General features: G+C 72.8%; 16 protein-coding genes and 1 pseudogene. 12 read left to right on the top strand and 5 right to left on the bottom strand.

Going from position 1 to position 12,848, the window contains the following annotated elements:
- The 5 genes from PS467_RS11995 to hisF are packed head-to-tail and all read left to right on the top strand — an operon-like array spanning position 1 to position 2,794.
- Positions 1-165, top strand: coding sequence for a CG2302 family histidine operon protein (locus tag PS467_RS11995; RefSeq protein ID WP_268971439.1), 165 nt, complete (start codon positions 1-3; stop codon positions 163-165).
- 14 nt (positions 166-179) lie between these two features.
- Positions 180-836, top strand: a complete 657-nt coding sequence (hisH, locus tag PS467_RS11990) for an imidazole glycerol phosphate synthase subunit HisH (protein ID WP_311039830.1) — start codon at positions 180-182, stop codon at positions 834-836.
- A gap of 52 nt (positions 837-888) precedes the next feature.
- The gene (gene priA / locus PS467_RS11985; protein WP_268971437.1) at positions 889-1,620 is read left to right on the top strand and encodes a bifunctional 1-(5-phosphoribosyl)-5-((5-phosphoribosylamino)methylideneamino)imidazole-4-carboxamide isomerase/phosphoribosylanthranilate isomerase PriA; all 732 of its coding nucleotides are present in this window, start codon (positions 889-891) and stop codon (positions 1,618-1,620) included.
- Entirely contained in the window at positions 1,617-2,027 is a 411-nt protein-coding gene (locus PS467_RS11980) for a Rid family hydrolase (protein ID WP_311035258.1), read from the top strand. Before priA ends, PS467_RS11980 begins: the two co-directional genes overlap by 4 nt.
- Positions 2,024-2,794, top strand: a complete 771-nt coding sequence (gene hisF, locus PS467_RS11975) for an imidazole glycerol phosphate synthase subunit HisF (RefSeq protein ID WP_268971435.1) — start codon at positions 2,024-2,026, stop codon at positions 2,792-2,794. The genes PS467_RS11980 and hisF overlap by 4 nt, the downstream gene beginning before the upstream one ends.
- Before the next feature lie 132 nt (positions 2,795-2,926).
- Here the strand turns inward: hisF and PS467_RS11970 are convergent, their stop codons facing one another.
- The 3 genes from PS467_RS11970 to PS467_RS11960 form a co-directional block, all read right to left on the bottom strand.
- Positions 2,927-3,964, bottom strand: coding sequence for a CU044_5270 family protein (locus PS467_RS11970; RefSeq protein WP_311035257.1), 1,038 nt, complete (start codon positions 3,962-3,964; stop codon positions 2,927-2,929).
- Entirely contained in the window at positions 3,961-4,602 is a 642-nt protein-coding gene (locus tag PS467_RS11965) for an RNA polymerase sigma factor (RefSeq protein ID WP_311035256.1), read from the bottom strand. The genes PS467_RS11970 and PS467_RS11965 overlap by 4 nt, the downstream gene beginning before the upstream one ends.
- 133 nt (positions 4,603-4,735) lie before the next feature.
- Positions 4,736-5,206, bottom strand: a complete 471-nt coding sequence (locus tag PS467_RS11960; protein WP_268971431.1) for an OsmC family protein — start codon at positions 5,204-5,206, stop codon at positions 4,736-4,738.
- Positions 5,207-5,225: 19 nt separating this feature from the next.
- On the opposite strand from PS467_RS11960, the gene PS467_RS11955 reads away from it, so the two are divergent.
- From PS467_RS11955 to PS467_RS11945, 3 genes are all read left to right on the top strand, one after another.
- Positions 5,226-5,351, top strand: a complete 126-nt coding sequence (locus PS467_RS11955; RefSeq protein WP_311035255.1) for a hypothetical protein — start codon at positions 5,226-5,228, stop codon at positions 5,349-5,351.
- A 264-nt stretch (positions 5,352-5,615) separates the two neighbouring features.
- Positions 5,616-6,359, top strand: a complete 744-nt coding sequence (locus tag PS467_RS11950; protein WP_311035254.1) for an SDR family oxidoreductase — start codon at positions 5,616-5,618, stop codon at positions 6,357-6,359.
- Positions 6,360-6,676: 317 nt separating this feature from the next.
- Positions 6,677-7,513 carry an endo alpha-1,4 polygalactosaminidase gene (locus tag PS467_RS11945; protein WP_311035253.1) on the top strand — a complete coding sequence of 279 codons (837 nt, stop codon included), beginning with the start codon at positions 6,677-6,679 and terminating at the stop codon, positions 7,511-7,513.
- A gap of 118 nt (positions 7,514-7,631) precedes the next feature.
- Here the strand turns inward: PS467_RS11945 and PS467_RS11940 are convergent, their stop codons facing one another.
- Positions 7,632-8,264, bottom strand: coding sequence for a TIGR03085 family metal-binding protein (locus PS467_RS11940; protein ID WP_311035252.1), 633 nt, complete (start codon positions 8,262-8,264; stop codon positions 7,632-7,634).
- A 91-nt stretch (positions 8,265-8,355) separates the two neighbouring features.
- Positions 8,356-9,339, bottom strand: coding sequence for a hypothetical protein (locus tag PS467_RS11935; protein ID WP_311035251.1), 984 nt, complete (start codon positions 9,337-9,339; stop codon positions 8,356-8,358).
- A 108-nt stretch (positions 9,340-9,447) separates the two neighbouring features.
- Here PS467_RS11935 and hisI point away from each other — a divergent pair, with 108 nt between their 5' ends.
- The 4 genes and pseudogenes from hisI (at position 9,448) to PS467_RS11915 (ending at position 12,799) form a co-directional block, all read left to right on the top strand.
- Positions 9,448-9,813: a phosphoribosyl-AMP cyclohydrolase gene (gene hisI, locus PS467_RS11930; protein ID WP_268971426.1), complete on the top strand. Its 366-nt coding sequence runs from the start codon at positions 9,448-9,450 to the stop codon at positions 9,811-9,813.
- Between the two features lie 142 nt (positions 9,814-9,955).
- Entirely contained in the window at positions 9,956-11,446 is a 1,491-nt protein-coding gene (locus tag PS467_RS11925; RefSeq protein WP_432280574.1) for an anthranilate synthase component I, read from the top strand.
- A gap of 110 nt (positions 11,447-11,556) precedes the next feature.
- Positions 11,557-12,204, top strand: a pseudogene (locus PS467_RS11920) (TIGR02234 family membrane protein); the annotation flags it as partial.
- 334 nt (positions 12,205-12,538) lie between these two features.
- On the top strand, positions 12,539-12,799 hold the full coding sequence (locus PS467_RS11915) for an HGxxPAAW family protein (protein ID WP_311035248.1): 261 nt from the start codon (positions 12,539-12,541) through the stop codon (positions 12,797-12,799).
- Positions 12,800-12,848: the final 49 nt, after the last annotated feature.

The following is a 12,848-nucleotide window of genomic DNA, read 5'->3' as shown; positions in this document are numbered from 1 at the left end:
GTGAACGGCCTGTCGACCGCGTTCATCCTCCTCGGACTGTTCCTGCTCGGCGGGGTCATCTCCTTCGTCAAGCAGGGCATGTCCAAGAGCATCATCACGCTGCTCGGCGTCGGCGCCGCGATGGCGCTGCTCGCCGGGGTCCTGCGGCTCGAGGTGTGGAATTGAGCGACGACACCCCCATGAAGCCCGTGCCCACCAAGACGCCGAAGAACGTCGTGGTCTTCGACTACGGATTCGGCAACGTACGCTCCGCCGAGCGGGCTCTCGCCCACGTCGGCGCGCGGGTCGAGATCACCCGCGACTACGAGGCGGCCATGGCCGCCGACGGCCTCCTCGTCCCCGGCGTCGGCGCCTTCGCCGCCTGTATGCAGGGGCTGCGCGCGGCGCGCGGCGACTGGATCGTGGGGCGCCGGCTGTCCGGCGGCCGCCCGGTCATGGGCATCTGCGTCGGCATGCAGATCCTCTTCGGGCGCGGTATCGAGCACGGCGTCGAGGCCGAGGGCCTGGAGGAGTGGCCCGGCACGGTCGAGCCGCTGCGCGCCCCCGTCGTCCCCCACATGGGCTGGAACACGGTCACGGCGCCCCAGGACTCGCGGCTCTTCGCCGGGCTGGACGAGGGCGAGCGGTTCTACTTCGTCCACTCCTACGCGGTCCGCACCTGGGAGCTGGAGGTCACCAACCCGCACATCCCCGCTCCCAAGGTCTCCTGGACCACCCATGGCGAGCCGTTCGTCGCCGCCGTGGAGAACGGCCCGCTGTGGGCCACCCAGTTCCACCCCGAGAAGTCGGGTGACGCCGGAGCGCGGCTGCTCCGCAACTGGCTCGACACGCTCTGACCGGCCCGCGCCGGCTCCCACCCGCCCGCACGACCGACCGAAGGTTGCCCGCATGCCCACGCACCGCCTCGAACTCCTCCCCGCCGTCGACGTCCGCGACGGCCAGGCCGTCCGCCTCGTGCACGGCGAGTCCGGCTCCGAGACGTCGTACGGCGACCCGATGGAGGCCGCCCTGGCCTGGCAGCGGGCGGGCGCCGAATGGCTGCACCTGGTGGACCTCGACGCCGCCTTCGGCACCGGGGACAACCGCGCGCAGATCGCCGAGGTGGCCCGCGCCATGGACCTCAAGGTCGAGCTGTCCGGCGGCATCCGCGACGACGCCTCGCTGGCCGCCGCCCTGGCCACCGGCTGCGCCCGGGTGAACCTCGGCACGGCCGCCCTGGAGACCCCCGAATGGGTCGCCAAGGTCATCGCCGAGCACGGCGACCTCATCGCGGTGGGCCTCGACGTGCGCGGCACCACCCTGCGCGGCCGCGGCTGGACCCGTGACGGCGGCGACCTGTACGAGACCCTGGCCCGCCTCGACTCCGAGGGCTGTGCCCGCTACGTCGTCACCGACATCGCCAAGGACGGCACCCTCCAGGGCCCCAACCTGGAGCTGCTGCGCAACGTCTGCGCCGCGACGACCAAGCCCGTCGTCGCCTCCGGCGGCGTTTCCTCCCTCGACGACCTGCGCGCCCTTGCGACCCTGGTACCGGAAGGTGTCGAGGGCGCCATTGTGGGCAAGGCGCTCTACGCCAAGGCGTTCACCTTGGAAGAGGCGTTGGAGGCGGTATCCGTATGACCTCACCCGAGACCGCGCGGCGGGTCCAGACCGAGAGCCCCTGGGAGGAGAACATCGGGTTCGCACGGGCCGTGGAGGCCGGTGACCTGGTGCTCGTCTCCGGGACGATGCCGCTCGCGGAGCGCGGTGTGCTGGAGGGCGAGGGCGATCCGTACGAACAGACCCTCGCGGCCTTCGGCCATGCGCTGGACGTCCTGAAGAAGTTCGACCTGGGCGTCGAATCGGTGGTCCGCACCCGTATGTACATCACCCACGCCCGCGACGTGGACGAGGTGGGCCGCGCCCACAAGGAGCTCTTCGACGCCGTGCGCCCCGCCGCCACGCTGGTCGTGGTGTCCGGCTTCGTCGACTCGCGGGTCCTGGTGGAAGTGGAACTGGAAGCATTCCGAGGAGCACGACAGTCATGACCCTGGCGGTCCGAGTCATCCCCTGCCTGGACGTGGACAACGGCCGGGTCGTCAAGGGCGTCAACTTCCAGAATCTGCGCGACGCGGGCGATCCGGTCGAGATGGCCAAGGTCTACGGCGAGGAGGGCGCGGACGAGCTGACCTTCCTCGACATCACCGCCTCCTCCGGCGACCGCGAGACCACCTACGACGTGGTCCGCCGCACCGCCGAGCAGGTTTTCATCCCGCTGACGGTCGGCGGGGGCGTCCGCACCCCGGAGGACGTCGACAAGCTGCTGCGCGCCGGGGCGGACAAGGTCGGCGTCAACACCGCCGCCATCGCCCGCCCCGAGCTCATCCGCGAGATCGCCGAGCGCTTCGGCAGCCAGGTCCTGGTCCTCTCGGTCGACGCCCGCGCCTGTCCCGAAGGGACGGTGACGGCCTCCGGCTACGAGGTCACCACCCACGGCGGCCGCCGCGGCACCGGTATCGACGCCGTCGAGTGGGCCCATCGCGCCGCGGAGCTGGGCGCCGGGGAGATCCTGCTGAACTCCATGGACGCGGACGGCACCAAGGACGGCTACGACACGGCCATGATCGAGGCCGTCCGCAAGCACGTCACCATCCCGGTCATCGCCAGCGGCGGCGCGGGGAAGCTCGCCGACTTCCCGCCGGCGATCGCCGCGGGCGCGGACGCGGTGCTGGCCGCGTCCGTCTTCCACTTCGGCGATCTGCGGATCGGCCAGGTCAAGGACGAACTGCGGAGGGCAGGGCACCCGGTCCGCTAGGCCCTGTCCGGTGGGTCGTCGCGGCCCCGCGACACCGCTCCTCCTCCGGCCGAGATCCGCCGGAAGGGCCCTGGCCCAACGGCCGGGGGCGGGACGGACCGCAGCACGGTCCGCCCCACCCCCGGGGCCCGTCTACTTCGTGTCCGAGTCCGGCCGCTCGCGGTACGCGTCGACGATGCCGCGTTCCAGGACCGCGAACTTCTCCAGGATGTCGCCCTTCTTGCCCGCCCCGATGTCCTTCGTCCGGTAGCGGCGCTCGCCGAGGAAGGCCAGGCTGTCCCGGTCGAAGACCCATTCGGTGGCGGTCGACGCCCACTTGTCGGTACGGGCGATGCCGACCCCGTGCCGCCCGGCCGCGTCCACCGCGTCGTCGACGCGCTGCACCCCGGGGAGCTTCGCGGCGGCCTTGTAGATGGCGGCGGCGTTCTCCGGCGGCATGACGTTCTCCGACAGCAGTTCGCCGATCAGGTCGAAGACGGCCTGCGCCTTCTCGTGCCCCTCCTCCGGCTCGGCCATCCGGTACAGCTCCTTGAGGAGGGCGTCCGGGTCGGTGGGCAGGGACGACAGCCAGAGGTACGTCGGCCGGTGGACGCCCGCCGGAGTGCCGGGGCCCCCCTCGTTGAGCGGGAAGTAGGCCCCGTCCTCGTGGATCAGGCCGATCTTGATCACTGGCTTGGAGATCTGCGACTTCCAGATCTCCCGCTCGTGCAGCGGGTCCAGCTTGGAGGAGCCGTCCTCTTTCAGCTCGGCTCCCGCCATCAGACTCTTGACGTAGACCAACTGGTCTTCCCGTACCGGCTCGACGTCCGTCTTCTCGGCGACGCCGGCGATCCGGTCGAGCAGGACGGCGGCGCTCTCCCGGGGCTGGCCGGAGCCGTTGCCGGACTCCCCGCCCGCGGTGAGGGTGACGGCCAGCGCCCCGGCCAGCGCCAGGCCCGCGGCGGGCATCAGCAGCGCCGGGCGCAGCATCCGCCGCCGGATCTTCTGGGCGGGCGCGGGGGCGGTGCGGTTCTGGTCGTCATCGATGTGCTGCATCAAACGGTCCTTGTGGTGGAGGTAGGGCTCGGAAGGAACGTCCCGTTCGGCCGGGGCGGGAAGCAGCCGGGCCAGTTCCTCGCGCTCCGCTTCCTCGTGCCCGGCCCGTGCGGGACCGGAGCCGGCGGCGTTCATCGGGGTTCCTCCTGAAGTTCCTGAAAGGGCAGGGCCGCGAACGCGGCCTCGCTCTGTACCTCTCCGCGGCGAGATCGCGGTTCCTTCTTTTCTTCCGCGAGTTTCTGCTCGGCGAGCTTCCGCAGCCGGGCGCGGGCGCGGGACAGCCGCGAGCGCACGGTCCCCACCGGAACCCCCAGCGCCTGCGCGGCCTGCGCGTAGTCCAGGCCGGACCATACGCACAGCGCCAGCACCTCCTGCTCGCCGCGCCGCAGGCGGCCGTACACCGTGCGTACGGCCGCGAGCCGGCGGGCGTCGTCGATGCGCCCGGCGGCCTCGTCGGCGAAGTCCGCCACCGGGTCGGGGGCGGGGCGGCGGGCCAGGAAGGCCAGCCGGCGGCCGATGCCCCGGTTGGCGTTCCGCGCCTTGTTCGTCGCCACGCCCAGCAGCCACGGTTTCAGCGTGCCGTCGCCGGGCTCCAGTTGCTCCCGGTTACGCCAGGCGTCGAGGAACGTGTCCCCCATCACCTCCTCGGCGACCGACCAGTCGCCGGTCAGCCGGTAGGCGTGGTTGTACACCGTGCGCGCGTAACTCTCGTAGAGCTCTGCGAACGCCTCGCGGTCACCCGCCCGAATCCGCGCCCGCACACCCTCAGTCATGTCGTTTACACCTCACACCCGTGCCTCTCCGCACGCCGGAGGTGGTTCCCGTGACCTGCGCCACATCTGCTGCGCGGGTGCTGACCGTGCCCGGCTGCTCGGCGACGGGGTCCCCGCCGACGGCGGCCTGAGCTCAGCCGACCCGGACGGTGGGCTGGTGCAGGACGGGGAAGTTGACCGAGTTGGCGATGAAACACGCCTCGTGCGCGTCCCTGTGCGCCGCGCGCGCCCGCTCCACCATCGCCGCGTCGGCGACGGTGACCACCGGGTTCAGCACCACCTCGGTGAAGCGCCCGCTGTGCCCGGCCGCCTCCTCCATGACCCCGGTGGCGACGTCCTCGTACGCCGTGACCCGCACCCCGTCCCGGGCGCACACGGAGAGGTAGGTCAGCATGTGGCACTGGGAGAGCGAGGCCAGCAGGAACTCCTCCGGATTCCAGCACTCCGCATCCCCCAGGAACGCGGGATCGGCACTGGCCCGCAGGGTCGGCTTGCCGTCGCCGATGACGTCGTGCGACCGCCCGTAGTCGCGGTAACCACTCGTCCCCGAACCGGTGTTGCCGGTCCAGCGGACGGTGGTGCGGTAGGAGTGCTTCCGGCCCATCGTCTGCGTGCTCCCTTTCATGATCTACGGCGGGATCGGGACCGCGTACCTCGCCGTCCTGCTCGCGGTCGTCTTCGGCCGCACTCCGCAGAACAACGCGCGGGCACTCGGCCTGTCGGTCCAGGTGCGCGGGTTCCGAACCTAGCGGGGACGGTCAGATGCGGCCATCGGCGTGGACGGGGCGAGCGGACTCGACCCGCTCCGCCGAGGTGCACAACCCCGGATTCCCGGCGCGGGTGCGGCTTCGTCGGCCCGCTGCGGGCGAGCGCGATCGAGGTGTGACCGTATCCGCAGCCCCGACCGGGTGTGGCGCACCCAGGAGAAGGGCGTCCTGGTATGGGGCCGCTGACCTGCGCAGACTCGGTGGTGCAGGACAGCGAACGGCAGCAGGATCGAAAGGGATACCGCCATGAACGCCAGGAACGTCACGGACAAGGTCGTGCTCATCACCGGGGCCAGCAGTGGGATCGGGGAGGCGACCGCCCGTCGGCTCGCCGCCGACGGGCACCGGGTCTACCTGGGGGCGCGCCGGACCGAGCGGCTCGGCGAGCTGGCCGCGCAGATCACCGCCGACGGCGGCACCGCCGCGTACCAGCGGCTCGATGTCACCTCGGCCGAGGACGTGCGCGCCTTCGTGGCCGCCGCCCGGGAGCGGTTCGGGCGGGTGGATGTGATCGTCAACAACGCCGGGGTGATGCCGCTCTCGCCGCTGGAGGCGCTGAAGGTCGACGAGTGGGACCGGATGCTCGATGTGAACGTGCGCGGGGTGCTGTACGGCATCGCCGCGGCCCTGCCGGTGATGAAGGAGCAGGGCGGTGGGCACATCGTGAACATCGCCTCGGTCGGCGCGTACGAGGTGTCGCCGACCGCCGCGGTGTACTGCGCCACCAAGTTCGCCGTCCGCGCCATCACGGAGGGGCTGCGCCAGGAGTCGGCCGGTGACATCCGGGCCAGCCTGGTCTCCCCGGGCGTGACCGAGTCCGAACTCGCCGACTCCATCTCCGATGAGGGCGCCCGCGAGGCCATGAAGACCTACCGCTCGGTGGCCATCCCCGCCTCCGCGATCGCGGACGCCATTGCCTACGCCATCGGCCAGCCCGCCGAGGTCGACGTCAACGAGATCGTGGTCCGCCCGGCCGCGAGCGCCCAGTAGGGGCACGGGCGCGCATCGGCGGCATTCGGGGCCGCCGTTCCCCGGGCGGCTCGACGCGCGGGCCGACGCGGGGCTGACGTCGGCTCAGCCGGCCCGGAGGCGGCGAGTCCGGTCCCGTGGCCTGCCGACTTGACGCCGTTGCCGGGGCCCGCTTTGATCGCAGCAGTCGCACGGGTGTCCAGCCCGGTGCCGCCCAAGAGGCAAGAGGCGCGCCCAGCCGGTAGGGGACCCGGTTCCGGTCCCGAGCCCGGACTCAGTCGCCAGGACGGCGGATGCCGTCCGAGGCGGGGTCGTTGCCCGCGAGTGTTGGAGCTTTCATGCCAGCCAGCCATGCCCACCGCCTTCGCCGCCGCTGGGCCGCTGCCTCGGTGGCGGCGGCCGCCGTCGCCGCCGCCGTCGTGGCCGTGTCCCTGTCCAACGGGGCCAACGGGGCCGACGCGTCCGAAGTGGCGCTGCCGCCCGTCCACGGCGGTTTCGACTACCAGATCGGCGGGGGGTACACCCCGCCGAAGGGCGTCGACATCGTCAGCCGCGACCGCGCGGACTCCCCGGCGGACGGGCTCTACAACATCTGCTACGTCAACGCCTTCCAGGTCCAGCCGGGCGAGCGCAAGCAGTGGCCGGACGACCTGCTGCTGCGCGACAAGAACGGCGATCTGGTCATCGACGAGGACTGGAACGAGCCGCTGCTCGACATCAGCACCGCCAAGAAGCGCGAGCGCGTGGCCGACAAGGTCAACACCTGGATCGACGGCTGCGCCGACAAGGGCTTCGACGCCATCGAGCCCGACAACTACGACAGCTACGAACGCTCCCAGGACCTGCTGACCCCCAGCGACGCCAAGGCGTTCATCGCCCTGCTGTCCGAGCACGCCCACGCCCAGGGGCTGGCCATCGGTCAGAAGAACACCGCCGAGCTGCTGTCCGGCCGGAAGGCGGCCGGGCTGGACTTCGCGGTGGTCGAGGAGTGCGGCCAGTACGACGAGTGCGACGCGTTCGCCAAGGCGTACGACGATCACGTCGTGGTCGTCGAGTACGGCGAGGAGGGCTTCGCCAAGGCGTGCGAGGGCTGGGGCGACCGGCTCAGCGTCGTCCTGCGGGACGTGGACGTCTCCACCGACGACAGCGAGGACTACGTCCGGGAGACGTGCTAGGGAGTCCGCTCGACGCCCCGCCCGCCGCGCGGGCGGGCGGGGCTCGTGGGTTCCTCACGGGCCCGGTGCGGCCGGGCGCGGTGACCCACAGGGGGCCGGGCCGGCCGGGCGAGGCCGCTCAGATGCCGAGCTTGGCCTCCTGCGCCGCCGCCACGGCCTCCTTGTCGCCCTCCAGCTCGACCCGGGCGGCCTTCTGACGGCCGGTGAGGAAGAGCACCAACTCGCCCGGTTCGCCGGTGACCGTGACGACCGGGACGCCTCGGCGGGCCACCGCCGTACGGCCGTCCGGACGGCGCAGCACCAGGCCGACCGGGGAGCGGCGGCCGAACACCCGGGCGCCGCGCTCGATCCGGGACCACAGCGTGTCGGCGAAGACCGGGTCCAGCTCGCGCGGTGTCCAGTCCGGCCGGGCCCGGCGCACATCCTCGGCGTGGACGTAGAACTCGAAGCTGTTGGCCCCCTCGTCCACCTGCTTCAGCGCGAACGGCGACATCCGCGGCGGACCGGTGCGGAACAGCTGGAGCAACTCCTCGTACGGCTTCGCCGCGAACTCCTCCTGCACCCGGGCCAGCCGCGCGGCCAGCGGCTTGACCAGCACCCCGGCGGCCGCGTCGGGGCGGCGCTCGCGGACCACCAGATGGGCCGCCAGATCGCGGGTGGTCCAGCCCTCGCACAGCGTGGGGGCACCGGGGCCCGCGTTCTCCAAGAGGTCGGCGAGGAGCAGGCGTTCGCGCTTCGCGTGAGTGGACATACGGCCACCCTACGGCCGGGTCCCGCCCGCGGCCATGAGAATCGCCGCTGAGGCTTGCCCGCCACCGCGCCGGGCCCACCCCGGCCAGGGCTCACCCCGGCAGGGGCTCGCTCAGCTTCTTGCCGTCCGGGCCGGCGCTCAGCGTGAGCGCGCAGGAGACCTGGTCCTCGCCCTGGACGGTGTAGGTGCTCAGGGCGGGATAGAGCGCGTAGTAGTAGTACATCCGGCCGTCGTTGGGGATGCTCTTCAGCCGGTTCTTGGCGTCCGTGCCGCACAGCGAGAGCGCCTTGGACTGGATCGCCTTCTCGGAGGAGAAGTCACCGCTCAGCGTCTCATTGGCGATCACCTCGCCGTCGTGCGGGCTGCGGCAGGACCGCTTCTCGATCTTGGTGACGCTGCTGTCCAGCGCCGGATGGTCGAAGCACTGGCCGGGATCGAGCACCACATACGGCACCCGGTCACCGGGCGCGGCGGACTCCGACGCACCCGGGTCCGCCGAGTCCGAGGCGTCCGGATCGCCGTCGGGGACATCGCTCCCACCGCCCAGCGGCGCGCCCTGGCCGGGGTCCTCCGAGCCCGGCGGGGCGGCGGAGGCGGACGGTCCGGCATCCGAGGGCGAGGAGAGGGGACTGTCCGAGGCGGAGGCGGACGGGCCGGCGTCGGCCGACGTCTCCTTGCCGCCGTCGTCCTTCGTCCCGATGACGATCGCGCCGACGACCACCGCGACGGCCACCACCGCCGCGATGACGATCGCGGTGACCTTGGAGCCGCTGCTGCCGGGCGGAGGGGGAGGGGGCGGCAGCGCGCCCGGGGGTATGGAGCCCGGCGGCACAGCGCCCGGCGGTGGACCGCCGGGCAGCGGCACCGGCGGGTGGGGCGGGCCGAAACCGCCACTCGGCAGCGCGGGCGGACCCGGCCGGCCGGGCGGACCCGGTTGAGCGGGCTGGTCCGCCGCGGGCGGCGGCCCGAAGCCCTGCTGCGGTGGCTGTGGCTGTGGCTGTGGTGGCGGCGGCGGACCGAACCCCCCGCCGTCTCCAGGCCGGTTGGGGTCGTTCGACGGCGGCGGAAACGTCATGTCCGAAGCATGCCCCATTCCACCGACAACCCGGTCATCGGGCTCGGGCGGGCCGGCCGGACAGGGATTGTTCGCGGGGACGCCCGCCCGGCCGTGCAGAATGGTCGCATGACCGGCTCCGACCGCCCCTCCGCCCTCGACCCGGCCCTCGCCGCCCGCCTCAAGCGCGGTGCCGACGGGCTGCTTCCCGCCATCGCCCAGCAGTACGACACCGGTGAGGTGCTGATGCTCGGCTGGATGGACGACGAGGCGCTGCACCGCACCCTCACCACCGGCCGCTGCACCTATTGGAGCCGCAGCCGCCAGGAGTACTGGGTCAAGGGCGACACCTCCGGCCATGTCCAGCTGGTCAAGTCCGTCGCCCTCGACTGCGACGCCGACACCATCCTCGTCAAGGTCGACCAGGTCGGCGCCGCCTGCCACACCGGCGACCGCACCTGCTTCGACGCCGACGTGCTCCCGCTCGGCCAGTAGACCGGCCACAGACCGGCCACCGACCGGCGACAGACCAGCGACAGATCAGCCACCGACCGGCCGCCATCCGACCCGGCCACCATCCAACCCAGTCCCCGTGCCCCGCCGGGCTTCCCGGCCCTCGACCCAGGACGCTGTCACGATGGATCTCGAGACCTTCCGCAAGCTGGCGGCCGACCGCCGCGTCATCCCCGTCAGCCGCAAGCTGCTCGCGGACGGCGACACCCCCGTGGGCCTCTACCGCAAACTGGCCGCCGAGCGGCCCGGCACCTTCCTGCTCGAATCCGCCGAGAACGGCCGCTCCTGGTCCCGCTACTCCTTCATCGGCGTCCGCAGCGCCGCCACCCTCACCGAGCGCGACGGCCGCGCCCACTGGCTGGGCACCCCGCCCGTCGGCGTGCCCACCGAAGGCGACCCCCTCCAGGCGCTGCGCGCCACCGTCGAGGCCCTGCACACCCCCCGTGACCTCGGGGGCCTGGTCCAGCTGCCGCCGTTCACCGGCGGCATGGTCGGCTACCTCGGCTATGACATCGTCCGCCGCCTGGAGAAGGTCGGCGAGCACGGGCGGGACGATCTGCGGCTGCCCGAGCTGACCATGCTGCTCACCTCGGACCTCGCGGTGCTGGACCACTGGGACGGCACCGTGCTGCTGATCGCCAACGCGATCAACCACAACGACCTCGAAACGGGCGTGGACGAGGCGTACGCGGACGCCGTGGCGCGGCTCGACGCGATGGCCGCCGACCTCGTCCGCCCCATGCCCACCGACCCCGCCGCGCTGCCCGACTCCGAGCTGCCCGAGTACACCGCGCTGTGGGGCGGCGAGGACTTCATGGCGGCCGTGGACGACATCAAGGAGCGCATCCGCGCGGGCGAGGCGTTCCAGGTCGTCCCCTCGCAGCGGTTCGAGACGCCGTGTTCCGCGAGCGCCCTCGACGTCTACCGGGTGCTGCGCGCCACCAACCCGAGCCCCTATATGTACCTCTTCCGGTTCGAGGGCTTCGACGTGGTGGGCTCCAGCCCGGAGGCCCTGGTCAAGGTCGAGGACGGCCGGGCCATGCTGCACCCCATCGCCGGCACCCGGCACCGGGGCGCCACTCCGCAGGAGGACGCCGCCCTCGCCGAAGAGCTGCTCGCCGACCCCAAGGAGCGGGCCGAGCACCTGATGCTCGTCGACCTCGGCCGCAATGACCTGGGCCGGGTCTGCGAGCCCGGCAGCGTCGAGGTCGTCGACTTCATGTCGATCGAGCGCTACAGCCATGTCATGCACATCGTCTCGACGGTCACCGGCAGCCTCGCCGAGGGCCGTACGGCCTTCGACGTGCTCACCGCCTGCTTCCCCGCGGGCACCCTCTCCGGCGCCCCCAAGCCGCGGGCGCTCCAGATCATCGAGGAGCTGGAGCCGAGCCGCCGCGGGCTGTACGGCGGCTGTGTCGGCTATCTCGACTTCGCGGGCGACTCCGACACCGCGATCGCCATCCGTACCGCGCTGCTGCGCGAGGGCACGGCGTACGTCCAGGCGGGCGCGGGGATCGTCGCCGACTCCGACCCGGTGGCCGAGGACGCGGAGTGCCGCAACAAGGCGGCCGCGGTGCTCCGGGCGGTGCACTCGGCGAACCGGCTGGGGCGGTAGGTCCCGTATTCCCGGGGAACGGTCCGACGGTCCCGTATCGCCGGGAACGGTTCGTCGGTCCGGTATCCCCGGGAACGGGTCCCGTACCCCGGTGGGGGATAGTGGTAGGCGTGACTGCAGCAGCCGTACCTCAGCCCAGGGCCGAGAACGAGCCCTCCGCCCCCGCCGCGCGCGGCCGCCGAAGCAGCCTTGCCATCGCCCTGCTCGCCGGTGCGCTCGGTGCCGCCCTCGTCCTGCTGGCCACCAGCCGCAAGTGGGCCGAGGGCACCGCCTCGGTCGCCCAGGGCTCCCTCCCGCAGAGCGCCAACGGCGATGACATCACCGGGCTGCCCGGCGCGCTCGCGGTCGTCGGCCTCGCCGCGCTGGTCGCGGTCTTCGCCGTGCGCCGCCTCGGCCGCGTCGTCGTCGCGGCGCTGCTCGCCCTCAGCGGCGCGGGCATCGTCATCAGCTCGGTCCTCGGCGCCTCCGACAAGGCGGCGCTGGAGGAGAAGGCGTCCAAGGTGAGCGGACTGACCCATAGCCCGATCCACGACGTGGCGTACACCACCTGGCCGTGGGTCGCGGCGGCGGGCGGGGTGCTGCTGCTGCTCGCGGGCGTTCTCGCCCTGGGGTACGGCCGCCACTGGCCCGCCATGTCCGGGCGGTACGAGCGCTCGGGCACCGCGGGCCGCGGCCGCGTCCGGCGCGGCGCACCGGCCCCCGACCCGGACCGCCCCGAGGAGCTGTGGAAGGCCCTGGACCGGGGCGAGGACCCGACCGAGGCGCCGGCCGAGACCCCGACCGAGACCCCGACCGAGACCCCGACCGAGACCCCGACCGAGACCCCGGTTGAGGCCTCGGTGCGGCAGGAGGCCGAGCGGGGCGCCTAGGGGGCCCGTCCGAGGCGCCTAGGGGGCCCGTCCGGGGCGCCTAGTGAGCCCGTCCGGGGCTGCCCACCCGCCCATCCGTCCGGGCCGCCCGCCCGCCTGCCCTCCCTCTCGTACCGCAAGGTCCACCCCCGCTCAAGGGTGTTTCGCGCGTCGGGGACAATGGCGTGGGAGCGTTCGCCCCCGGGCGCCCGGACCAGGCGCAGTACAGCTACGAGGAGTATTCATGGCGGGTCACAACCACGGACACACCCCGGCCGCCTGGACCGGTGTCACCATCGCTTTCATCGGATTCTGTGTCGCCGGCGCGTTCACCGTGGCGGCCAAGCCGGTCGGCTTCTGGGCGGGCATCGTGATCGTCGCCCTCGGCGGCGTCGTCGGCGCGGCGATGCGCGCGGCCGGGCTGGGCATGCCCAAGTCGCAGCACCCGCAGCCGCAGCCCGCGGCGAAGTCGCAGCCGCAGGCGCAGGCGCAGACCCAGCAGTGAGCCGGGGCGCGGTCCGGGGCTCCGGCCGCCTCCACCTCGCTCGGCACTG

It is taken from the genome of Streptomyces luomodiensis, assembly GCF_031679605.1.
GTDB lineage: Bacteria > Actinomycetota > Actinomycetes > Streptomycetales > Streptomycetaceae > Streptomyces > Streptomyces luomodiensis.
The sequence above is the reverse complement of the archived record's forward strand: the minus strand, read 5'-3'. Positions and strand labels throughout refer to the sequence as shown.

Coding starts and splice junctions, on each gene's coding strand:
- priA (WP_268971437.1), top strand. CDS start 889: ATGCCCACGCACCGCCTCGAACTCCTCCCCGCCGTCGACGTCCGCGAC.
- PS467_RS11925 (WP_432280574.1), top strand. CDS start 9,956: ATGGATCTCGAGACCTTCCGCAAGCTGGCGGCCGACCGCCGCGTCATC.
- PS467_RS11955 (WP_311035255.1), top strand. CDS start 5,226: ATGATCTACGGCGGGATCGGGACCGCGTACCTCGCCGTCCTGCTCGCG.
- PS467_RS11970 (WP_311035257.1), bottom strand. CDS start 3,964: ATGAACGCCGCCGGCTCCGGTCCCGCACGGGCCGGGCACGAGGAAGCG.
- PS467_RS11960 (WP_268971431.1), bottom strand. CDS start 5,206: ATGGGCCGGAAGCACTCCTACCGCACCACCGTCCGCTGGACCGGCAAC.
- hisI (WP_268971426.1), top strand. CDS start 9,448: ATGACCGGCTCCGACCGCCCCTCCGCCCTCGACCCGGCCCTCGCCGCC.
- PS467_RS11915 (WP_311035248.1), top strand. CDS start 12,539: ATGGCGGGTCACAACCACGGACACACCCCGGCCGCCTGGACCGGTGTC.
- PS467_RS11935 (WP_311035251.1), bottom strand. CDS start 9,339: ATGACGTTTCCGCCGCCGTCGAACGACCCCAACCGGCCTGGAGACGGC.
- PS467_RS11950 (WP_311035254.1), top strand. CDS start 5,616: ATGAACGCCAGGAACGTCACGGACAAGGTCGTGCTCATCACCGGGGCC.
- PS467_RS11980 (WP_311035258.1), top strand. CDS start 1,617: ATGACCTCACCCGAGACCGCGCGGCGGGTCCAGACCGAGAGCCCCTGG.
- PS467_RS11940 (WP_311035252.1), bottom strand. CDS start 8,264: ATGTCCACTCACGCGAAGCGCGAACGCCTGCTCCTCGCCGACCTCTTG.
- PS467_RS11945 (WP_311035253.1), top strand. CDS start 6,677: ATGCCAGCCAGCCATGCCCACCGCCTTCGCCGCCGCTGGGCCGCTGCC.
- hisH (WP_311039830.1), top strand. CDS start 180: ATGAAGCCCGTGCCCACCAAGACGCCGAAGAACGTCGTGGTCTTCGAC.
- PS467_RS11965 (WP_311035256.1), bottom strand. CDS start 4,602: ATGACTGAGGGTGTGCGGGCGCGGATTCGGGCGGGTGACCGCGAGGCG.
- hisF (WP_268971435.1), top strand. CDS start 2,024: ATGACCCTGGCGGTCCGAGTCATCCCCTGCCTGGACGTGGACAACGGC.